This is a genomic window from Planktothrix sp. PLAVEN19ND (assembly GCF_057220675.1).
Genome location: NZ_CM170132.1, coordinates 2,302,830 through 2,325,000 on the forward strand (window position 1 = coordinate 2,302,830; position 22,171 = coordinate 2,325,000).

Sequence of the window (22,171 nt, forward strand, 5' to 3'; positions counted from 1 at the left end):
AACAAATGTTTTAATTCCCTATTCCCGGCTATAATAAAGGTAAAAATAAGGTGATAAAATAATAGACCAAAGGAGCGGTAAAAACATAACTATCGGCGCGGTCTAAAATTCCGCCGTGACCGGGAATTAGTTGACCGGAATCTTTGACTCCGGCGTCTCGTTTCATTAAAGATTCGGTTAAATCGCCTAATAAACTGGAAATTCCAATTAATAATCCTAGGATTAAACCCGCCCAAGGAAACCCCGGCCATTTTAAATACCAAGACCCCAATATGGCGACTATAATACTGCCTAAAAACCCAAATATTGCCCCTTCAACGGTTTTTTTCGGACTGATATCTGAGAGGCGAGTCCGACCAAAGGTTTTGCCAAAAATATAAGCCCCAATATCCGCCGCCCAAATACAACTAAAAGCTAATAAGGTAGCAGTTAATCCTGGGGATAAATTAGAAATTGACCAATTTTCTAACCAATTTTCATTAAAAGGAATGGGACTGGCGAAGGCTTTTTCTAGTAAAGTATTGGGTTCAAGTCCAACTCGTAACCGTACCCAATAACTGGGTAAATATCCCCCATAAAATAGGCCTAAAATTGAAGAACTAATATCAGCAATGGTTGATAATTTAGGTCTAAATAATAGATAAAAACAGACTAATGTTCCGGCTAAGGCAAACATTGCATCGACTAAACTAGGAGAAAATGCGGCGGTCAAAAGTAAGGCTTGACTAACAAATAAAGTTGTTTTAACCGCGGGTTCAATACCTTTAGCTCGAACTAATTGAAAATATTCTAATTGACCTAAATAAATAATTACACTTAATCCCAGGGTAAAATACCATCCTCCAAAAATGAGCATTCCCAAGGCTAAAATAATTCCAATAATTCCACTGATAATGCGAGACAAAGAAGGCATAGTGTTAGGAGTCAGAAGTTAAGACGGGCTGGGGCAGTTATCTATAGCGTATTTTAAATTTAATCTATTTTTTCACCACTTAAAATAAACATAGGATTAACGGATTCAAAAGTTTGATGATTACCTCGTTTTTCTAATCGGTTAATGGCAGATTGAACCACCTCAACGTTGCGGATTTGTAACTCAGCAAACCCTTCAGAAATAGCATAAAGACTTTCTAAGTTAGATGCCGTGGCTACAATTCTTCCTTGAGGTTGTAAGTATTTCCAAACTTCATGCAGAATGGCTTTAATTGGTTTTCCTCCTTCCAAACAAACCCGATGAGGTAGATAGGAAATACTTTGTAAACATTCGGGGGCACTCCCTTCAACTACATCAATATTCTGTACTTCAAATCGTTCACAATTGACTCGAATTAAATTCACCACATCTTCATCCCTTTCAATGGCAATAATTCGACCTTGGGGACATAATAGCCCCGTTTCCACCGCAATTGTTCCAGTTCCAGCCCCAATATCCCATACAATTGAGTCAGGTTGCAATCGCATCAAGGATACTAATAATAAACGGACTTCCCGCTTACTCAAAGGAATACCGGGCAACTGTTCAAATAAATCATCGGGAATACCAGGGGTAACATAAGGCCAAAGTTTGGACATTTTGGGAATTAATTGGGGGTGAGATTTCAACTTTTAATGATTAGGTTGGAGATAAATAAATAGTTGTCTATTTTTAATTTAACCTTTAACAATTTTAAGCTGTTGCAGGTTCGGATCACTACATCCTGTTATTTTCCCACCCAACGCTATAACTTGTTGCAAAAATTTTAGAGCATCAGAGGTGATAATTTCACCAGGCATTAATACGGGGATACCAGGCGGGTAGGGACAAATAATTTCCGCACTTACAGACCCTGCACAGTCTTTAAGGGGGCGTTTTTCTGTTTGGGCAAAAAAAGCATCCCGACAGGAAAAAGGGGGTTTAGAAGGCGCGGAGTGGGGTGTAGGGGAGAAATTAAGGGGAGAATGGGGGGTCGCAGAAAGTTGGTGTTCAACGGAGAGGGTTTTTAATCCGTTAATCAGTTGGTTAATATCGGTTTCAGTATTACCCAAACTAATCATAAAAGTTAGGTGATGAAGACTAGGAAGTTCTGCGGTGACATGGAATTGTTGACGGAGAATTTCATCGGCTTCATACCCGCTTATTCCTAAGTTTGATACTTTAATAGTTAAACGGGTAATATCTAGGTTAACACATCCTGATGTCGGTTTTAATTCGGGATTTCCAAGAATAGATAACCCTTTGATTTTGCTAATTTCCGTTCTGGCTATTTGTGCTAAGGATATTGTTCGATTCATTAAATTATAGCCTTGGGTTACCATCTGTTGACGGGCAGCATCTAATGAGGCTAATAATATATAATTGGGACTGGTAGATTGAAGGAATTGTAAGGTTTGAGATAGACGCTTTCTGTCAATATAATTTCCTTGAACATGAAGCATGGAAGATTGTGTCATTGAACCCAATATTTTATGGGTAGATTGTACTGTTAAATCTGCTCCTGCTTTTAGGGCTGGGGTTGGTAAATCAGGATGAAAATTAAAATGCGCTCCGTGAGCTTCATCGACAATTAAAGGGATATTATATTGATGGGTAATTTTAGAAATTTCGGTAATATTTCCACAAATTCCTTGATAAGTAGGATATACTATTAATACAGCTTTGGTATCGGGATGTTGTTCTAAGGTTTGAGCAACGGTTTCTGGAGTAATACTATAGGCTAAATCCCAAGTCGGATTATATTCGGGTTGGATAAAAATTGCGATCGCACCGGATAAAATCAAGCCTGAAATTACAGATTGATGAGCATTTCTAGGGACTAAAATTTTATCTCCAGTTCTGCAAATAGCTAAAATAGCAGCAATAATTCCAGAGGTTGATCCATTAACTAAAAACCACGTTTTTTCGGCCCCAAAAGCATCAGCAGCTAAATCTTGAGCTTCTGCAATTACACCTTCTGGATTAAATAAATTATCCAATTCAGGTAATTCAGGTAAATCAGCTTTAAAAAGTTGAGTTCCCAATAGTTCTATCAACAAAGGTGAAATCCCTTGTCCCCGTTTATGTCCGGGGGCATAAAAGGGTGTATCAGGTTGATTGGCACAATTTTTTAAAGCCGTCAATAATGGTGTTTGAAATTGGTCTAACATTGAATAAAAAACTCCGTTGTTGTTGCGCTTAAGCGCAAATATTAACAATCTAAAATTTAACTCCAAATATTACTATATTACAATATATCTACTAAATACGCTCATCTAACATGAATTTTATTTTTACTCATGGAAAAGTCAGTAAATACAAGAGTTAGATGATATTTGTTGCTATTTTTTACTGACAATACCCCTAGAGGGGATTGCAAATTATCAAAAAAAGGTATTTACTATTAATGTTGATAAATTCATTAATACAGCAATTCAAGGATCAGGGCTTAGTTTATGCACATTCCCGATGGATTTATTTCTCCCGCAGTAGCAACTGTTACCAGTCTTACCAGCACCGGATTTTTAGCAGTTTGTTTGGGGCGTACCCGCGAGAATGTAGGATTACGATATGCGCCAGTTATGGGATTAACAACCGCGTTTATTTTTGCCGCTCAAATGATTAATTTTCCGGTAGCTGGAGGCACCAGTGGACATCTTTTAGGAGGAACTTTAGCTGCGGTAATTTTAGGGAATCCTTGGGCAGCTTCTGTATCCATTGCGACAGTTTTATTGATTCAAGCTTTTTTATTTGCTGATGGCGGAATTACCGCCCTGGGAGCTAATATTTTTAACATGGCAATTGTGGGAGTTTGGATAGGTTGGATCCTAACACAAATTCTCCAACAATTATTAGGAGGTTCCCGTTTTCGTTTACCTTTAGCTGCGGGTATTGCCGGGGGAATTAGTGTTATTGCCGCTGCGATCGCTTGTTCCATAAATTTGATTTTATCAGGCACAGCTACGGCAGCCATAATTTTACCTGCAATGATCGGAGTTCATAGTTTAATTGGAATTGGCGAAGGATTAATTACCGCCGGAATTTTAACTTATTTAATTACGGTCAGACCAGATTTATTACCTGGAGATCAACCCCAATTAAATAAATGGTTAATTCCTGTAATTGGTACATTATTAATTGCCGGAGTATTATCCTTGTTTGCATCAGCTTGGCCCGATGGTTTAGAAAAGGTTGCAGAAATTCACGGTTTTGGTGAATTAGCCGAAAATGTGCGGTTTAGTATTCCCACACCTTTCGCTGATTATACTATCAAAGGATTAGGAGAAATTGGCACTAGCATTTCTGGAATTATCGGAAGTGTAATTTGTTTTGGTATTGCTTTTGGGATTCTCCAAATTGGTAAGCCCAATCAGTTATAATTCAACAATGATTCAATTTTCTATCCCGTTTAAATTACGGATTTCTCTTGTGCTTGTGATCGGAATTGCCTTACTCAAAACATCTGTATGGTGGGCATTAAGCTGCTATAGCGCGATCGCATTTTTTTGGGTAATTCTTTTAAAACCGCACCTAAAAATTATCTCAAAACTATTAGGGGCAGAATTAATCCTACTTTCATTATTAGCCTTACCCATGGGATACGAAAAAGCCAGTTTTATGGTAACTCGCTCCCTAGTATGTTTACTAATCATGAATAGTTTTCTCATTACATTACCACCCCATAGTTTAGGAATTGCATTAAAAGGTTTACCCATTCCCGCAACCTTTCAAGAAATTATATTATTAACTGGGCAATATTTAGAAATATTAATCTCAGAAGTTCGTCAAATGCAAGAAGCTGCAAAATTGCGAGGTTTATCCGGTTATTCCGGTTGGTTACGTTATACCAGTGCCGCTATGATTGGTTCTCTTTATTTACGAAGTTTAGATCGGGCTGAAAGAGTTTATAATGCTATGATTCTGCGGGGTTATCAAGGTAAATTACCCGTAGAATCTCAATCAACACCTAGAGATAATTTCACCATAATTATTGTGATCACTATCGCTAGTTTATTAACATTTTTTTCCTATGTCAAAAATTAATAGTTCTGAAAAAACCCTAATTGTCCAAGATTTAATGTTTGGATACGCGCGACAAGAGCCGATCTTACAAAATATTTCTTTTACCATAAATTCCGGTGAAAGGGTGGCTTTAATGGGGGCAACGGGTGCGGGTAAAAGCACTTTATTAGAAAATTTAATCGGGTTAAAATTACCCAAATCAGGTCAGATTTTCATTAATGGTATTAGTTTAGAATCTAAAAATCTTTCTGATATTCGTCTTCAGGTAGGATTTGCTTTTCAAAATCCTGATGATCAATTATTTATGCCCACTATTTTAGAAGATGTGATGTTTGGTTTGCGTAACTATGGAATGTCTCTGATCGAAGCTAAAGAAAAAGCACGATTGGTTTTATCGCAATTCGGGTTAATCTATTATGAAAATCGCTCCTCCCATGAATTATCAGGAGGACAAAAACGTCTAGCTGCATTAGCATCAATTTTAGTATTAGAAACCCAGTATTTTAATATTAGATGAACCCACAAACGGTTTAGATCCCGCTTGGCGCAAAAAATTAGCTCACATATTATCTGAGTTACCCTTAGAAGTGATATTAATTGCTTCCCATGATCTGAATTGGATTAAAAAAACTACCGATAGATGCTTAATTTTAGCCCAGGGAAAAATTGTCGTAGAGCGTCCGACCCAGGAATTATTACAAGATGAAGAAATGTTGGAATTACACGGTTTACCTCCTAATTGGTAAGAGATACATCTGGAATCTGATTTCTTTAATACCATCTATAAAATAATTATTTTTGGCACAAATATGGGATATTCATAGAGGTGCTTGTAATTTATCTAATATCATTTTTAGATTCTCAAATTGAGTATTTTTAATTAAATTTGGATAAAATTTGATTCCATTTGGTTTTATGAATTGTCTGAATTTCCTGATCTAACTCAATAATCTTTGAATACTCATCAATAAATTTTTCTAACGACATAATTAGTCTCAAATAATATTTGAGAGTAGGAATAATCCCATTTAAAATAATCTGACAACCATGAGTTTCTGCTATTTTTTTAATTTCCATCTCGATCAGATTAGATTCTGATTCTTTAATATCTTTGGACGCAAATATAAAATATCTCTGAGGATTATATTTAATAATTTTCTCTTTGGCTATATGAATCATTTGAAGATCAATTTCTTTCCCATGTTTGATTTCTATTGCTTCAAACAAATTACCCGCCTCATCAAGTAGTTCAATATCTCCGGCACTTTGAGATGTTCGATCAGATGCCGTATGGCTTGCCAAAATTTTGAGAGTACAGGATTTATATCTCTCAATTTCAGTAACTAAACAACTGTAAATTGCATAGAAAGCAATGACAGGAAGTTTAGAACCTCCACGAGTTTCATAGTCAAAGTTAAAATGTTGATCCAGACAATTGATCAGAGTTTTAATATCCATCTTATCAGGATTAGATAATTTAAGAATGTTAATTTGATTTGCCTTGGCAACTTCTATAACCTGATTCATCAATAACCGTAGACAAATTTCTGCTTTTTCGGGGTTGTTTTGAACATAATCAATAATAGATAAAAACGCTTTTTTAACATTTTTATCATTAATTTTCCCTTCATAGTTTAAGGTATAAGGATAAGGCTGTTCAAGAGAACGGGTTAACCAACCACTTTCAGCCATCGCAGGAAGACCTAATTGTTTTAGGGTTGGTGTAATATATTGTGTATCTATACCTCGACCAGAAAAACCACTAGGCATATTAGATTGATGATACCTAATATCTTGTTGAGGGTTCAAAATCTTATAGGTCAGTAATGTAACAAGAACTGTATAAACTCCTTTCTGACTCTTACACTTAGAGCCTATTTCTAAAATATAGTTTTTATCCTGTTCAGGAATTGTATTTTCAATATCAATAATTGAAATAGCGTTATTGTAGATTTCCAACAGTTTTTCTTTGCAATTCATATTCATTCAAAAAGTCCCGGTATTTTAAGTTGAATAGGTTCTTTAATCGATTGTTTGACTGTCCATCCTGATAAATGCTGATGATCAGAATAACCAAAAATTTGTTCTCTAATCTGTAGGGCAAGTTCTTGAAATAGAGGAATACAAACAGAATTTCCAATTTGTTTATAACATTCTCCCAAATTGGGATGCAGTTTAAACGTATCGGGAAACCCCATAATTCTATAACATTCTTGGATAGTTAACTTACGAACTCGATTTTCTTCGGGAATATAAATAAAGAAACGTCCCGATGTTTCCTGGGATGGAATGGTGGGATGGACTCCATCAATGGAGTAAATTCGATTCGGTTGATGATGTACCCGAGATAAATGTTCGGTATTCGGTCTAATGCCTTTTTTCCAGATATTCTTATTCCGATATCCCACAAAAATCAGACCCGATAACTGCTGTTTATAATTCTCGATCAGCGTATATTCTTCCGGGTTTAAGTATTCAAAATTTCCCTTTTTATCTAAAAAACTCCTTAATTTAGGAACAGGATAAACCCTCTGCAATTTTGAGAAATAAAATTTTTGATCTTTGCAAGCTACAATGATTAAACGCTCTCGATTTTGTGGCAGTCCAAAGTCTTTAGCATTCAATAATTTATAATCCACAGCATAGCCCAAATCTTCTAAAGAATATAAAATAGTCTTGAGGGTTTTTCCCTGATCATGATGTAACAAATGCTTCACATTTTCCAAGACAACAACTCTGGGATGATGGATGGCTATAATTTCACAAATATGAAAAAATAGGGTTCCTCTGGTATCTTGAAACCCCTGGCGTTTTCCACAAATACTAAAGGGTTGACAAGGAAATCCGGCAGTTAATACATCAAATTTAGGAAGATTATTATAATCAATTTTAGTAATATCTGCCTCTGGCTGTTCTCCAAAATTATTAAAATAAACTGATTGACAAGCAGGATCTTTTTCACAAGAATAAACAGATTGATAATCAGCCTTTTCAAAAGCCAATCTTAACCCCCCAATTCCAGAAAATAAATCCGCTATTTTAAGAGAATTATCCATATTTTAACTCAAATATAGTATGTTTTGTGAGCGTTTATAAACTGTTAGGTGATAACTGGCGAGCCAGGACGCTCACACCCCATTGATTGTATCCTAATACGGTTTCAATTCTGCTCAAGTAGAAATTTGTTAAATTTGTCCCTAAAAGGTTTATAATAATAAATCAAGTATTCTATTGAACGTTTAACTTAAACATCGAACCCATGCTAAGAGCCGGAATTGTTGGACTTCCCAACGTTGGTAAATCGACATTATTTAACGCTTTAGTTGCCAATGCTAAGGCAACGGCGGCGAACTTTCCTTTTTGTACTATTGAACCGAATGTCGGCGTTGTCGCAGTTCCCGATGAACGGTTAAATGTATTAGCAAAAATCTCCAAGTCGGAACAAATTATCCCCACTCGAATTGAATTTGTAGACATTGCTGGGTTAGTCAAAGGAGCGAGTCAAGGAGAAGGGTTAGGAAATCAATTTTTATCCCATATTCGAGAAGTGGATGCCATTGTTCATGTGGTTCGCTGCTTTGAAAATGATGATATTATTCACGTTGCGGGTTCAGTTGATCCCTTGCGAGATATTGATATTATTAATTTAGAATTAGCCTTGTCAGATTTATCTCAAGTTGAACGACGGATTGACCGCGCCCGTAAACAGGCGAGAACCAGTAAAGAAGCACAACTCGAAGTGACAGGGTTAGAAAAAATTGCGGTTTTATTAAATGAAGGAAAACCCGCCCGTCAAGCTGTATTAACAGAAGAAGAATTAGAAGCGGTGAAAGGCTTAGGTTTAGTCACTCAAAAACCCGTTATTTATGCAACTAATGTCTCAGAAGATGATTTAGCAACGGGAAATGCCCAAGTTGAAAAAGTTCGAGAAGTTGCTAAATTAGACAATGCTCAAGTAGTCGTTATTTCGGCACAGGTAGAAGCGGAATTAGTGGATTTATCCGAAGCAGAACGAACGGACTTTTTAGCCTCTTTAGGAGTAGAAGAAGGGGGGTTAAAATCCCTAATTAGAGCGACTTATGAATTATTAGGATTACGCACTTATTTAACCACGGGCCCGAAAGAAACTCGCGCCTGGACAATTAAAGCCGGAATGTCTGCACCCCAAGCCGCAGGAGTGATTCACTCTGATTTTGAACGGGGATTTATTCGGGCGGAAACCGTAGCTTATCAGGATTTAGTGGCGACGGGCTCTATGAATGCTGCAAAGGAAAAAGGATTAGTTCGCAGTGAAGGAAAAGAATACATTGTCCAAGAGGGAGATGTGCTGTTATTCCGATTTAATGTTTAATTTCTGAAGGTTAACCCCGTACTAATGAATGGTGCGGGGCGAGTTTTTTTAAATTTTATTAAGGAAAAATAAAGATTTTATAATTTTATCTTCAGACTGTGATGAATTAGGAGTAGAATCAGGCGTTATAAGAATACTGGAGTTCTCAAAATGTTAGTTAGTTTGTTAATTGCTTGGTTAGTAACAGCCGTTAGCTTATATTTGATTGCTTTACTGAGTCAATTTACTGGGGTTGAAATTGAGGATTTTAAAAAAGCCTTAATTTCGGCGGCGGTTTTTGGAATTGTTAATGCTTTAGTCCGTCCGATTTTAGGATTAATTTTGCTTCCAGCAACTTTGATTTTTGCCGGATCTTTTGTTTCATTTCTTCTCAACGTTGCCATGTTTGCCTTAGCAGCTAAACTTGTGGAAGGATTTCGCTTGCGTTGGGGAATTTGGAGTGCTGTAATTGGAGCTTTAGCCCTGAGTTTTATTAATTCAGTTCTGTTTCAGGTATTAGCACAAGTCGGTATCAGATAGTTCTAATTTAAGCTAACCAGAGAATAACGAATTTAACCCCAGGGATGCACCTTTATCAGTTTTATTTACATCAACAACCCAACATTCGTAGCCCCTGCTAATCTAAATATAGCCTAGCTGCGTAATTCCTGTATTTTTAATCATAATCATGCCAAATAATTTATCCTTTTATATAGACAAGGATAAAGAGTTGAATTTGATCACCTAATCTCTAATATTCATACACCGACAGGTAATTTTCGACATACTGCCAATGGTCATCGCCGTAGCTTTCTTTTAACAGATTTCGGGTTGCAGTTCCAATTACTAATTCGCCTTCGTGGTTGTAGGAAATTTTGTGATCGATTTGGGTGTCTTCATCCCCTAAAAGTTGTTTTAGGGTACTCAGGGTGTTAGCAAAACTCGCTAGTACATAATGCTCTGTGATCCAATCCTCGGGATCGGGGATGATACTTTTAGTCCGGTTTGGTTTTATCATGGTCATATCACAGTAAGGCGAGAGGTTGATAAATTCTAATCCTAAAACTCAGAGATTGCTGTGATTAGTGTTTAGTTTATTTGATTCTCCTCTAATTATGGCCAAAGTTATGATAAATTTCAGTGACGCTCATCTGGGAAGGATGATGATCAATTCCCTATTTTTTTGTGATCTGTATCACCAAGGGCTGGACGGAGGAGATAGTGAACCTTAGTTAATCCTATAAAAAATAATGTTACCTGTAGAACAAGCAGAATCAATAATATTAAATTTAGTCCAACCTCTGAATACTGAAATCGATCAAGAAGGGGTGGCAATGACTCAAGTTGCTAGTCGAGTTTTGGCTAAATCGGTCGTAAGTTCATTGGATTTTCCCCATTGGGATAATTCAGCAATGGATGGATATGCAGTCCGATATGAAGATGTTGCGGATGCTTCCATAGACCATCCCAAATTATTAGAAATTATTGAAGAAATCCCGGCTGGATCTGCTCCCAAATCTACGATTCAAATGGGACAAGCTGCCCGAATTTTTACGGGATCTTGTATTCCAAATGGTGCGGATACCATTGTGATACAGGAGGAAACAAAACGGGACGGAAATCAGGTTAAAATTTTATCGGCTCCCAAACCCCAGGCTTTTGTTCGACATCAAGGATCGTATTACAAAGCTGGAGAAACCCCTGCTTACTCCTGGCATTCCTTTGGATGCTGTGGAGATTGCGGTGTTAGCGGCGGCACAATGTACCCAGGTTCCGGTTTATCGACGCTTGCGAGTGGCGTTATTATCAACGGGGGATGAATTAGTTACGCCCGATACCCCTTTAAAACGGGGACAATTAGTAGACTCTAATCAGTATGCCTTGGCAGCGGTGGTCAGGAATTTAGGGGCGGAAGTGATCGAATTAGGGATAATTCCTGATCGACCGGAGGTGTTAAAAAAAGCAATTTCTCAAGCGATAGAAACAGCCGATATGGTGATCTCAACCGGGGGGGTTTCTGTTGGGGATTATGATTATGTTGAGGAAATTTTAACGGACTTGGGTGGAACAATTCATATTCAATCTGTTGCGATTAAACCCGGAAAACCTTTAACGGTAGCCAAATTCCCGAATTGTTTATATTTTGGTTTACCCGGAAATCCGGTTTCTGCTTTAGTAACTTTCTGGCGGTTTGTCCAACCTGCAATTAAAAAACAATCGGGGTTATTATCTCAGTTTTGGGGGCCGGAATTTATAAAGGCGCGATCGCGTCAAGAGTTAAAAGGAGGAGGAAAACGAGAAATTTATGTATGGGGTCAATTATGTTTAGTAGATGGGGAATATGAGTTTCAATTAGCCCCCGGAAGTCAAATTTCTGGCAATTTAATTAATTTGGCACAAACAACCGGGTTAGCGGTTTTACCGATAGGTCAATCTCAAATTAATCCGGGTGATATTGTTAAGGTCTTGAAAGTTCGTTGATTTGATTTCTAAGTTTACAACAAAAAGAATTGTTTGGAATATGCGGTCATAAATATATGTAGAGACGTTATATAAAACGCCTCTACAAAATCTAACGTAAACCCAACCAAGTGAATAAATCTTGATGAGTGAAAAATTCTAATACAATTAATAGAACAAATCCCAACATGGCAAAACGGCCGTTAATTTGTTCGGCGTAACGAGTCCAACCCATGGCGGGTTCGGGTTGGGGGTTGGGTTGGACTGGAGTAGAAGGTGTTGAAGAAGTCATGGTTGTTTTTCTAGGTCTTGAATAGATTGAATGAGCGATCGCACCGTTTCTGTGCCTTCAGAGGGTTCAAAGGTCAAGGGAAATTTACCCCGCATGATCACCCGCATTCCCACGGGCCCTAAGCTGAGTAACCCCTTGAGATCGCGGAAATAATTCCCAACTACCATTACAGCAAATTTGCGTTCATCTACCCAACCCCCCTGTTTTACCAATTCCACTAAAACCTTGCGGTGGCGAATGGGACGACTGGCGCTGGCATCTTTGCGTTCTAGGATTTCATGTTTAATTTTAGTAATCTGATCCAGGGGGGCGACCTCCATCGGACACACGGAGTTACAGTTAAAGCAACGGGTACAACCCCAAACCCCGTTAGTTCCTTCGCTATACTGTTCCAGACGTTGTTCGGTTTTGGCATCCCGGGAGTCCGCTACCATCCGTTGCGCTTTAGCAAGGGCGTGGGGCCCCACAAAATCGGGGTTAACTTCGACGGCGTTGCACTCGGAGTAACAAGCTCCACAGAGGATACAGTTGCCCATTTGGTCAAGTTGGGCTCGTTCTTCTGGGGTTTGCAGAAATTCCCGTTCAGGAATAGCCCGTCCGGCGGTACTAATATAGGGTTCAACGGTTTGTAAGTTATCCCAAAAACGGCTCATGTCCACCACCAAATCTTTGATCACGGGTAAATTTCCCATGGGGGCAATGGTCATTTCTGGGATATCGTTTGAGGGGGTTTGACCGGAATTCGCCTCGGCAATTTTTTGTAAACGGGCGACTTCACTGCCAATATTTTCTTTACAAGCTAACGCAGAACGGCCATTAATTCCCATGGAACAACTGCCACAAATGGTATTGCGACAGTTTTTTCTAAACGCTAAAGTCCCGTCTTGTTCCCATTTAATTCGGTTAAGACAATCTAAAATAGTATTTCCTGGTTCAACATCGAGGAGATAACTTTGCACCTGCCTTGAGGTATTAGGACTTTGGCGGACAATATTAAACTTAACTCTCATATTTTTGCACTAATTAGTTAATTTCGTAGTGAGTCCTTTAGGACTCTCTTAGCCCTAAAGGGCTTACTACTATTTTAGGGTAGCCATTGGGGATGGAAACCAAAAAAGGGCAATTCTTCTGGTTTAACTTGAGGTTTGGAACCATCGGTAGGCGTATCTATCATTAAGGGTAAAATCCAGATGCGACTGGTTTTAATTGTATCTCCTGCTTGAGTTTTTGTGGATTGATTTAGATTATCTGATTCTCCCATTTCAATAACGGTTTGGTCAAAAAGTAAGGCTAATCCATCGGGAGATAAACTGATATTAATTTCTTGTTGATTAGGTAAAATCACAAAGGGAACAACTTGTTTAGTTTTGATATCAATTGCTACAATATAAGGCTGTTCTTTATAGACTTGGGGATTATCCAAAACTTCGGTAATTAAACAATATAACAGGCTATTACTGGGGTCAAATTCGGCACTAATGATATTCCCAAAAGGAGGGGTGCGATAAAGTTCAAGTTCTTGTCCTTGGTTATTAACTATAAATAGCGATCGCGTCCCATCGGGATTAAATTTTAACATCGCCGCAGCACTACCATCCTTGGCAAATCCTAAAACTCGACCAAATTTTGGTAAAAATTCTAGGGGTTTTGCATCAGGTTTTAGAGGTAAAATGGTTGTTAAATCAGGCCCTTGAGCAATAACCAAAGATTGACTATCCGGGGCAATTAAAAAGTCTCCACCCTGTATATTTAAAGGTTTAGGAGATTTTCCGCTTTCAATAAACCAAGGACTCGCATCATTAGGATTGGTTTGACTGACCCTTTGAACCACAATAATTTTACCATCTGGGGATAAATCAAATTTTAAATTTCGATAATATTTAGCATCTAAAATCTTTTCAATTTTTCCGACTGGTTGGGCTGGTTGAGGGTTTTCTCCTGGGGATTGAGGATTAATTCCTGTGGTGACAGTATATAATTCAGGTGAAATTGATCCTTTTTTTTGTTCAGATTTATTAATAGCAGAAAAGAGAATTTTATCGCCTTTAGGATAGAGTTTAAAATCTAAAACAACTAAATCTTCAGGCGTTAAAATAATGGGTTTAGGTTCTTTTTCACTGAGATTTACTAAAACCAATTTTCCTTCTTGATTTCCCTGCACTCCAATATAAGCAAAGGCGCGATCACGACTTCTAAAAAAGCCAGTAAAGGGTTGAATTAATGTTCCTTGTTTATCGCCATATAAATGATCTCTAGCACCTTTTAACTGCACACTAAATGGGGTTCCATAGGGTACAGGTTCTGATAAAGTATAGGCCATGCGTCGTCCTGCCCAACTGATTTTACCAGGTAAAGGTGGATCGATTTGAAAGTTTTTTTCTACACTTTCTCGATTCATGGGACGATTAAAATTAATTAAAAATCCCATATCTTCTGCCCCAATTTGTTTGTTTTGCCAACTAAATTCTTTGACTTGGGGGGTGGTGCGATCGCCTGTTAATAAAACTATTCCGATTAATACGGTTAAAACTGTGATTAAAACCCAAGCGGCTTTATCTAAGGGTTCAACCCATTTTAATTGTTTAAACTTTGAGAAAGTATTGTTCATAGGATTGAGTATAATCAGCCCGGTCGGGCTTACTACGGTTTAATAATCGTAGGGATTTTTGGGCGGGAGAATGGCTTTAACTGTTTCAGCTTTTAAAGTTAATTTCCGTTGGTTATTAAAAGTTTCTGTAAACATTTTGCCTTCAATTTCTAACCAAGTATCTTGGGGATATAATTCCCGAGATTTGCCTTCGGGAAGTAAAACCGGAAGTCCTACGGGATAAGCGTCCGCCGCACAACAGGTGAGAATAAATCGCCCTAACCAAATATAATTGTTAGATACATCTGGAGGATGGATCACAAACCCAGTGATTTTTGCCTTTTGACCTGTATAACTATCCGGTTCAGGATTAAGATTGAGTAATCGAATCCATTCTACTAAAGAACGATTTTCGGGCTTAACCGCTGTCCTAAACTCTTGGGGTTGAGCGCGAGTTATGGGTAAAGATTCAGTTAAACCTCGTTGTAATGCCGTTTGTGCTCCGAAGGTTTGGGGGGTAATCCATAATCCCAAACAGGCAGTTATGATTAATAATAAACTACCCCAGCCTTTAGGAAATAAGCTGATATGTTCTACGGAAGCTGAGGGACTGCGGGAGCTTTGTTGAATAATTTGTTGAGCTTTTAATCCTCCTAAAACCAGTAGTATAATACCGGCTGCGATCGACAACCCAAAATAGTTGGGATGGATGAGAATGTAGAGTTTTCCACTAATCCAATATTTTAATAATAAAATTCCCCAAACGAACAGGGCAACTACATCTAACCAAGGGTTTTCTAACAAGAGTGAAAATCTATTGTAGAAGCGGGTCAGTCGTTGAGTCAGGTGCGTCATATTGGGTGGAACTCCAAAGCCAAATTAACTGAAATTTAAGTTAACAATCAGGGTGAATAAAAAGGTTAACTGAAAGGCAAGAATCACCAGATAAAAAACCGCCCGAGCCTTAAAAACCGATAACATTAATCCCACGGTTTTAATATCAATCATCGGCCCAAATACTAAAAATGCTAACAGCGAGCCACTCGTAAACGCAGAGGAAAAAGATAGAGCAAAAAAGGAATCAACCGTTGAACAAATAGAAACAACTCCCGCTAACAATAACATTGCCAGAATCGATGTGACGGGACTTTGACCTAAATTTAGAATAAATTCCCGGGGAACTGCAACTTGGATCACAGCAGCGATAAAACTTCCTAAGACTAATACTCCCCCTAATTCTCGAAATTCCTGCACCATATTTTCCAACATTGAACCCCAACGCTCTTTTGTCGGGGTCAAAAATATTGTTTTCCAATGAGGACGGGAAGGTTTAACACTAACAGATGCTTTTTTTTTGGTTTTCAGCAGGTTTTGAGTTTTCCAGGCGGGAAGGGACTCTAGGCGAGTAGGTTGCGCCGACTCCCCTAAAAAATAGGTTCCCGACTGGAGTAAGGGAGAAACCAATATATCCGAGGGGGGAGGGACAGCCAGGTCAGCAATAGGTAAAGCCCGGGCGATCATGGGTTGCACCAGGGGTCTTAAATCCTTCTGGACACCAAATAACCAGCCTAAAGTCGTAGCAATGGTTAAAGAGAATAAAACCCGTAAAACCACGATTTCCGGCTGATCTCGGAAGGCAACCCAGGTTGACCAGATCACGATGGGGTTAATAGTGGGAGCCGCAAATAAAAACCCAATGGCTACCGAGGAGGGAACTCCCTGTAAAATTAAGCGCCGGGCCACCGGAACGTTCCCACATTCACACACGGGAAATAGAAACCCGACTAAACTCCCCGCAAATGCCCCTAACAGGGGATGGGGGGGAATATAAGACAAAAGTTTCTGTTCATCGACAAACCACAACAGCACACTGGAAAACAAAACCCCTAACATTAGAAAGGGGATCGCTTCTACCAGTAAGCTGAGAAATAGGGTAAAACCACTACTAAATTGATGGATGAATGTTGCTGGCATCCGTTACCTATGGGAAGGACAAAACAATTCTGCGATCCAGGGGATCATTGAGACCATGGGAGTTGAGCGATTTAGTGACTAGATTCCCTATCCAACTTAGCAGATGTTGGGCCTCGATTGCCAGAAGGGATTAAAAGTACGGCTATCGGATAGAAATTGAATCAACCGCTCACGGTCAATTGTCAATCAATCCCTGACTTTGTTGCAATTCTTAATATTAATCATCGAAAAAATGGGTAGAAACCCCGTCGTTCTACGACGGCTTTGTGTTAGAATTGTAGATGGTCACTGGCCCACCCGTGACGATGGATTCAGACAGCCTAACGAGCGAAGCCCAGTTGTACTGGCGGCGCAGAAAAATCGGTAGACCGGGAAAATGAGGATAGGGCAATGGGCAGTCCACCCCTAGAATCAACACAAACTTCAGAATTCTCTTTTTGAGACTTCGACATATAAGAACCGCAGGGCTTGCGGGGATAGTCTGTGGAGCGAACATAAGACCAGAAAACTCCTTGTGGGTAGAGGCAGTTGCTAAGAAGCAGAAACCTGAATTGTGAAGTTTAGGAATCATCGTCCGTTTTACGGCGGTGAGGATGTCAAAAATTCAGCCTAACCTCAAGCGGGGTGACGGGCGGAATGTCCCGTGAACTCCTAACTTTAAGACACACCGCGATAAGAAAGAGATCCAACAGACATGGTAGATTCCCTGAAGAAACCCGCTTTTGATGAAATCCGACCTGGGGTAAAAAGCCCAGCTAAGGAAACTATCCTCACCCCTCGTTTCTATACGACGGATTTTGAGGAAATGGAGAAAATGGACATCTCCGTCAACGAGGAAGAACTCTTAGCCATTTTGGAGGAGTTTCGCGTAGACTACAACCGCCATCACTTTGTCCGAGATGCACAATTTGACCAATCCTGGGATCATATTGATGGAGATACCCGGGGTTTGTTCATCGAATTTTTGGAGCGTTCGTGCACTGCCGAATTTTCAGGTTTCCTGCTCTATAAAGAACTCAGCCGTCGTCTCAAGGGAAAAAGCCCGGTTTTAGCAGAGTGTTTTGAATTGATGTCTCGCGATGAAGCTCGTCATGCGGGTTTTCTGAATAAAGCGATGTCCGATTTTAACCTCTCCTTAGACTTAGGATTTTTGACCAAAAACCATCAATACACGTTTTTTAAACCGAAATTTATTTTTTACGCCACCTATTTGTCCGAAAAAATCGGATATTGGCGCTATATCACTATTTATCGGCATTTGGAAGCCCATCCTGAAAGCCGAATTTACCCGATTTTCCGTTTCTTTGAAAATTGGTGTCAGGATGAGAACCGTCATGGCGATTTCTTTGATGCCATCATGCAATCTCAACCTCAAATGCTGAATGATTGGAAGGCGAAACTCTGGTGTCGTTTCTTCCTATTATCTGTGTTTGCGACCATGTATTTAAACGATTTACAACGGGCGGACTTCTACGCTTGTCTAGGTTTAAATGCCCGGGATTATGATATTCACGTCATTGAAAAAACCAATCAAACCGCAGGTCGTGTTTTCCCTGTGATGCTGGATGTGAGTAATCCTGAGTTCTATAACCGGTTAGATGTTTGTGTCCAGAATAACCAACAGTTGAGTGCTATTACTAATTCTGGCAGTCCTAAATTGGTTCAGTTCTTCCAAAAACTGCCCTATTATCTGTCTAATGGATGGCAGTTAGGTAAACTGTACTTCATGAAACCGATTGATCTTACCGGATCTCAAGGTGCTGTTTATTAATAAGTAATTTCACGATCTCAATTAAGCCTTGGGGGGTTCTGTAAACACAGAACCCCTTTTTCTAATCTAATTTCGACCGAACTTAACTAGACACCTCTTTTGTCCCTCTAAAGGAAAACCCTGATTTTCCGTAGGCTAAAAAGTCGTAACTTTGTTTAAAACTGCTATCACCCCCATGTCTGACAACTTTTTGCGGAACTTTGTTGAGCGCCCAGTTGTTCTGTTGAGCTTGCCCAACCCGACCTAGCCCAAACCCTTACATCAGAAGGGTTTAGAAAAAAACAAAAAAAGATGGAAAAAAGGGTTGACAAACCCTAGGAGGTTAGATATATTGGTAAATGCGCTCGAGAAACGAAAGCGACGAGGGCGCACCGAACCTAGAAAAAAGAATACGTTTGAAAGTCGAATTTACAAACTCCTAGTCAAAAAAACTAACAGAGGAGTCAACTGTAAAGTTGATGACTCGAAAATAACATGACTAATTAAATTAGTCAAGATAAGAGCTAACAGATTCTTCAAAATGGAGAGTTTGATCCTGGCTCAGGATGAACGCTGGCGGTCTGCTTAACACATGCAAGTCGAACGGAATCCTTCGGGATTTAGTGGCGGACGGGTGAGTAACACGTAAGAACCTGCCTCTAGGACGGGGACAACAGTTGGAAACGACTGCTAAACCCGGATGAGCCGAAAGGTAAAAGATTTATCGCCTAGAGAGGGGCTTGCGTCTGATTAGCTAGTTGGTAAGGTAAAGGCTTACCAAGGCGACGATCAGTAGCTGGTCTGAGAGGATGATCAGCCACACTGGGACTGAGACACGGCCCAGACTCCTACGGGAGGCAGCAGTGGGGAATTTTCCGCAATGGGCGAAAGCCTGACGGAGCAAGACCGCGTGGGGGAGGAAGGTTCTTGGATTGTCAACCCCTTTTCTCAGGGAAGAACTCAATGACGGTACCTGAGGAAAAAGCATCGGCTAACTCCGTGCCAGCAGCCGCGGTAATACGGGGGATGCAAGCGTTATCCGGAATGATTGGGCGTAAAGAGTCCGTAGGTAGTCAATCAAGTCTGCTGTTAAAGAGCGAGGCTTAACTTCGTAAAGGCAGTGGAAACTGTAAGACTAGAGTGTAGTAGGGGCAGAGGGAATTCCTGGTGTAGCGGTGAAATGCGTAGAGATCAGGAAGAACACCGGTGGCGAAGGCGCTCTGCTGGGCTATAACTGACACTGAGGGACGAAAGCTAGGGGAGCGAATGGGATTAGATACCCCAGTAGTCCTAGCGGTAAACGATGGAAACTAGGTGTGGCCTGTATCGACCCGGGCCGTGCCGAAGCTAACGCGTTAAGTTTCCCGCCTGGGGAGTACGCACGCAAGTGTGAAACTCAAAGGAATTGACGGGGGCCCGCACAAGCGGTGGAGTATGTGGTTTAATTCGATGCAACGCGAAGAACCTTACCAGGACTTGACATCTCTGGAATCCTGCTGAAAGGTGGGAGTGCCGAAAGGAACCAGAAGACAGGTGCTGCATGGCTGTCGTCAGCTCGTGTCGTGAGATGTTGGGTTAAGTCCCGCAACGAGCGCAACCCTCGTCGTTAGTTGCCATCATTAAGTTGGGAACTCTAGCGAGACTGCCGGTGACAAACCGGAGGAAGGTGAGGATGACGTCAAGTCAGCATGGCCCTTACGTCCTGGGCGACACACGTACTACAATGCGAGGGACAGAGAGCAGCCAACCCGCGAGGGAGAGCGAACCTCTTAAACCCTGGCACAGTTCAGATTGCAGGCTGCAACTCGCCTGCATGAAGGAGGAATCGCTAGTAATCGCAGGTCAGCATACTGCGGTGAATCCGTTCCCGGGCCTTGTACACACCGCCCGTCACACCATGGAAGTGAGCCACGCCCGAAGTCATTACTCTAACCCGTAAGGGGGGAGGGTGCCGAAGGCGGGGTTGATGACTGGGGTGAAGTCGTAACAAGGTAGCCGTACCGGAAGGTGTGGCTGGATCACCTCCTTTTAGGGAGACCTACTTTTGAGTTGAGTGTTGAATCCAACAAATATAGCACCCTCAAAAGTCATCCCAGGTCGTACTAGGAAAAAAGAGACTTTCAAACGTATTTTAAAGTTCGGAAAAAGGGCTATTAGCTCAGGTGGTTAGAGCGCACCCCTGATAAGGGTGAGGTCCCTGGTTCAAGTCCAGGATGGCCCACCTAAACCAATGTGGGGGTATAGCTCAGTTGGTAGAGCGCTGCCTTTGCAAGGCAGATGTCAGCGGTTCGAGTCCGCTTACCTCCACTGAAAATATTCCTAGAACAAATCAGCACTACAGCTTTCCGACAAGAAAGAGTAAATGCTGGGAAAAGTTCCAGCCAGAACCTTGAAAACTGCATAGAAGAATCAAAAGGGATCAAATTAATGAAACCAGAACCGGGAATAAGAAACCCGGAAAAGTTCTGGTGTTCAGGAGTTCGGAAACGAACAGAAAATCTCTGAAAAAGAGAAAGTGGTCAAGATAGAAAGGGCTGACGGTGGAAACCTTGGCACACAGAGGCGAAGAAGGACGTGGCGACCGACGATAAACTCCGGGGAGCTGGAAGCGAGCAATGAGCCGGAGGTGTCCGAATGGGGCAACCCAAAAACAGCCCACCGAATCAAATAAGTGGGCATGAGCGAACCGGGCGAACTGAAACATCTTAGTAGCCCGAGGAAAAGAAAGCAAAAGCGATTTCCCGAGTAGTGGTGAGCGAAAGGGAAACAGCCTAAACCAACAGGTTTACCTGTTGGGGTAGTGGGACAGCGACACTGGACTTAGAGAGTTAGACAAAGCAGATGAAACCTGCACCAGAGAGGGTGAAAGTCCCGTAGTCGAAAACTCAAAGAGCCTAGCTGAATCCCGAGTAGCACGGAGCCCGTGAAAGTCCGTGTGAATCCGCCTCGACCACGAGGTAAGGCTAAATACTCCTGTGTGACCGATAGAGAAACAGTACCGTGAGGGAAAGGTGAAAAGAACCCCGGAAGGGGAGTGAAATAGAACCTGAAACCGTCAGCTTACAAGCAGTGGGAGTCCGATTTAACGGATGACCGCGTGCCTGTTGAAGCATGAGCCGGCGAGTTAAAGGCAATGGCAGGTTAAGACAGAAAATGTCGCAGCCCAAGCGAAAGCGAGTCTGAAGAGGGCGAAGAAGTCATTGTTTTTAGACCCGAACCCGGGTGATCTAACCATGTCCAGGATGAAGCTTGGGTAAAACCAATTGAAGGTCCGAACCGACCGATGTTGAAAAATCGGCGGATGAGGTGTGGTTAGGGGTGAAATGCCAATCGAACCCGGAGCTAGCTGGTTCTCCCCGAAATGTGTTGAGGCACAGCGGTTGTGGAAAAATCTGGGGGGTAAAGCACTGTTTCGGTGCGGGCTGCGAGAGCGGTACCAAATCGAGACAAACTCTGAATACCCAGAGGAAGAACAACCAGTCAGACGGTGGGGGATAAGCTCCATCGTCAAGAGGGAAACAGCCCAGACCACCAGCTAAGGTCCCCAAATCACCACTAAGTGAGAAAGGAGGTGGGAATGCTTAGACAACCAGGAGGTTTGCCTAGAAGCAGCCAACCTTAAAAGAGTGCGTAATAGCTCACTGGTCAAGCGTTGCCGCGCCGAAAATGAACGGGGCTAAGTGGTGTACCGAAGCTGTGGAATATGATTTATTGTATTGGTAGGGGAGCGTTCTGGCGTAGGGAGAAGCACTAGCGGAAGCAGGTGTGGACGAACCAGAAGTGAGAATGTCGGCTTGAGTAGC

At 40.9% G+C, this 22,171-nt stretch carries 19 protein-coding genes, 2 tRNA genes, 2 rRNA genes and 2 pseudogenes (1 of these 25 running past the window's edge); 13 read left to right on the forward strand and 12 right to left on the reverse strand.

From position 1 onward, the window contains the following. Window positions 1–28 precede the first annotated feature (28 nt). From AC2D3N_RS09845 to AC2D3N_RS09855, 3 genes are all read right to left on the reverse strand, one after another. A complete protein-coding gene (locus AC2D3N_RS09845) occupies window positions 29–913 on the reverse strand; it encodes a phosphatidate cytidylyltransferase (protein ID WP_484693501.1) in 885 nt (294 codons plus the stop codon). Window positions 914–972: 59 nt separating this feature from the next. Further along, window positions 973–1,572 (reverse strand): precorrin-6Y C5,15-methyltransferase subunit CbiT, encoded by a 600-nt coding sequence (cbiT, locus tag AC2D3N_RS09850; RefSeq protein WP_079677030.1) that lies wholly within the window; start codon window positions 1,570–1,572, stop codon window positions 973–975. Between the two features lie 78 nt (window positions 1,573–1,650). Further along, window positions 1,651–3,123: an aminotransferase class I/II-fold pyridoxal phosphate-dependent enzyme gene (locus AC2D3N_RS09855; RefSeq protein WP_484693502.1), complete on the reverse strand. Its 1,473-nt coding sequence runs from the start codon at window positions 3,121–3,123 to the stop codon at window positions 1,651–1,653. Window positions 3,124–3,408: 285 nt separating this feature from the next. Here AC2D3N_RS09855 and AC2D3N_RS09860 point away from each other — a divergent pair, with 285 nt between their 5' ends. From AC2D3N_RS09860 to AC2D3N_RS09880, 5 genes and pseudogenes are all read left to right on the forward strand, one after another. Further along, entirely contained in the window at window positions 3,409–4,332 is a 924-nt protein-coding gene (locus AC2D3N_RS09860; RefSeq protein WP_079677028.1) for an energy-coupling factor ABC transporter permease, read from the forward strand. A 7-nt stretch (window positions 4,333–4,339) separates the two neighbouring features. Next, window positions 4,340–4,996 carry an energy-coupling factor transporter transmembrane component T family protein gene (locus AC2D3N_RS09865; RefSeq protein WP_484693503.1) on the forward strand — a complete coding sequence of 219 codons (657 nt, stop codon included), beginning with the start codon at window positions 4,340–4,342 and terminating at the stop codon, window positions 4,994–4,996. After that, window positions 4,983–5,492, forward strand: coding sequence for an energy-coupling factor ABC transporter ATP-binding protein (locus tag AC2D3N_RS09870; RefSeq protein ID WP_484693504.1), 510 nt, complete (start codon window positions 4,983–4,985; stop codon window positions 5,490–5,492). The genes AC2D3N_RS09865 and AC2D3N_RS09870 overlap by 14 nt, the downstream gene beginning before the upstream one ends. After that, window positions 5,482–5,532 (forward strand): annotated as a pseudogene (locus AC2D3N_RS09875) (hypothetical protein); the annotation flags it as partial. The gene AC2D3N_RS09870 and the pseudogene AC2D3N_RS09875, both read left to right, overlap by 11 nt. Window positions 5,533–5,562: 30 nt before the next feature. Then, window positions 5,563–5,721, forward strand: coding sequence for a hypothetical protein (locus tag AC2D3N_RS09880; RefSeq protein ID WP_484693505.1), 159 nt, complete (start codon window positions 5,563–5,565; stop codon window positions 5,719–5,721). A gap of 130 nt (window positions 5,722–5,851) precedes the next feature. Here the strand turns inward: AC2D3N_RS09880 and AC2D3N_RS09885 are convergent, their stop codons facing one another. Both AC2D3N_RS09885 and AC2D3N_RS09890 read right to left on the reverse strand, forming a co-directional pair. Next, window positions 5,852–6,961 carry a hypothetical protein gene (locus AC2D3N_RS09885; RefSeq protein ID WP_484693506.1) on the reverse strand — a complete coding sequence of 370 codons (1,110 nt, stop codon included), beginning with the start codon at window positions 6,959–6,961 and terminating at the stop codon, window positions 5,852–5,854. Continuing rightward, window positions 6,958–8,031, reverse strand: a complete 1,074-nt coding sequence (locus AC2D3N_RS09890; protein WP_484693507.1) for a DNA cytosine methyltransferase — start codon at window positions 8,029–8,031, stop codon at window positions 6,958–6,960. Before AC2D3N_RS09890 ends, AC2D3N_RS09885 begins: the two co-directional genes overlap by 4 nt. A 203-nt stretch (window positions 8,032–8,234) precedes the next feature. Here AC2D3N_RS09890 and ychF point away from each other — a divergent pair, with 203 nt between their 5' ends. Together ychF and AC2D3N_RS09900 are read left to right on the forward strand one after the other, a co-directional pair. Beyond that, window positions 8,235–9,326 carry a redox-regulated ATPase YchF gene (gene ychF / locus AC2D3N_RS09895; protein WP_484693508.1) on the forward strand — a complete coding sequence of 364 codons (1,092 nt, stop codon included), beginning with the start codon at window positions 8,235–8,237 and terminating at the stop codon, window positions 9,324–9,326. Between the two features lie 150 nt (window positions 9,327–9,476). Next, a complete protein-coding gene (locus AC2D3N_RS09900; RefSeq protein ID WP_079677024.1) occupies window positions 9,477–9,845 on the forward strand; it encodes a phage holin family protein in 369 nt (122 codons plus the stop codon). Window positions 9,846–10,056: 211 nt separating this feature from the next. On the opposite strand, the gene AC2D3N_RS09905 is transcribed toward AC2D3N_RS09900, so the two are convergent. Continuing rightward, window positions 10,057–10,323: a hypothetical protein gene (locus AC2D3N_RS09905; protein WP_144017648.1), complete on the reverse strand. Its 267-nt coding sequence runs from the start codon at window positions 10,321–10,323 to the stop codon at window positions 10,057–10,059. A 232-nt stretch (window positions 10,324–10,555) separates the two neighbouring features. On the opposite strand from AC2D3N_RS09905, the pseudogene AC2D3N_RS09910 reads away from it, so the two are divergent. Then, a pseudogene (locus AC2D3N_RS09910) lies at window positions 10,556–11,786 on the forward strand (molybdopterin molybdotransferase MoeA). A 91-nt stretch (window positions 11,787–11,877) separates the two neighbouring features. Here the strand turns inward: AC2D3N_RS09910 and AC2D3N_RS09915 are convergent. The 6 genes from AC2D3N_RS09915 to AC2D3N_RS09940 all read right to left on the reverse strand — a co-directional run bounded on the left by AC2D3N_RS09915 (window position 11,878) and on the right by AC2D3N_RS09940 (window position 17,070). After that, window positions 11,878–12,057: a chlorophyll a/b-binding protein gene (locus tag AC2D3N_RS09915; RefSeq protein WP_079677021.1), complete on the reverse strand. Its 180-nt coding sequence runs from the start codon at window positions 12,055–12,057 to the stop codon at window positions 11,878–11,880. Continuing rightward, window positions 12,054–13,067, reverse strand: a complete 1,014-nt coding sequence (locus AC2D3N_RS09920; protein ID WP_484693509.1) for a succinate dehydrogenase/fumarate reductase iron-sulfur subunit — start codon at window positions 13,065–13,067, stop codon at window positions 12,054–12,056. Before AC2D3N_RS09920 ends, AC2D3N_RS09915 begins: the two co-directional genes overlap by 4 nt. A gap of 74 nt (window positions 13,068–13,141) precedes the next feature. Continuing rightward, window positions 13,142–14,665: a hypothetical protein gene (locus AC2D3N_RS09925; RefSeq protein WP_484693510.1), complete on the reverse strand. Its 1,524-nt coding sequence runs from the start codon at window positions 14,663–14,665 to the stop codon at window positions 13,142–13,144. Window positions 14,666–14,704: 39 nt separating this feature from the next. Then, on the reverse strand, window positions 14,705–15,499 hold the full coding sequence (locus tag AC2D3N_RS09930; RefSeq protein WP_484693511.1) for a TIGR03943 family putative permease subunit: 795 nt from the start codon (window positions 15,497–15,499) through the stop codon (window positions 14,705–14,707). 24 nt (window positions 15,500–15,523) lie between these two features. Next, complete coding sequence (locus AC2D3N_RS09935) at window positions 15,524–16,618, reverse strand: permease (RefSeq protein ID WP_079677017.1); 1,095 nt, start codon at window positions 16,616–16,618, stop codon at window positions 15,524–15,526. Between the two features lie 320 nt (window positions 16,619–16,938). Continuing rightward, on the reverse strand, window positions 16,939–17,070 hold the full coding sequence (locus AC2D3N_RS09940) for a hypothetical protein (RefSeq protein ID WP_484692719.1): 132 nt from the start codon (window positions 17,068–17,070) through the stop codon (window positions 16,939–16,941). Window positions 17,071–17,312: 242 nt separating this feature from the next. Between AC2D3N_RS09940 and acsF the strand changes: the two genes are divergently transcribed. From acsF to AC2D3N_RS09965, 5 genes are all read left to right on the forward strand, one after another. Continuing rightward, on the forward strand, window positions 17,313–18,389 hold the full coding sequence (gene acsF / locus AC2D3N_RS09945) for a magnesium-protoporphyrin IX monomethyl ester (oxidative) cyclase (RefSeq protein ID WP_079677015.1): 1,077 nt from the start codon (window positions 17,313–17,315) through the stop codon (window positions 18,387–18,389). Window positions 18,390–18,906: 517 nt separating this feature from the next. After that, a 16S ribosomal RNA gene (locus tag AC2D3N_RS09950) occupies window positions 18,907–20,397 on the forward strand. Between the two features lie 118 nt (window positions 20,398–20,515). Continuing rightward, window positions 20,516–20,589, forward strand: a tRNA-Ile gene (locus AC2D3N_RS09955). A gap of 13 nt (window positions 20,590–20,602) precedes the next feature. Further along, window positions 20,603–20,675 (forward strand) — tRNA-Ala (locus AC2D3N_RS09960). 210 nt (window positions 20,676–20,885) lie between these two features. Further along, a 23S ribosomal RNA gene (locus AC2D3N_RS09965) occupies window positions 20,886–22,171 on the forward strand; it runs 1,601 nt beyond the window's last position. The 16S and 23S rRNA genes sit together here with 2 tRNA genes alongside, the layout of an rRNA operon.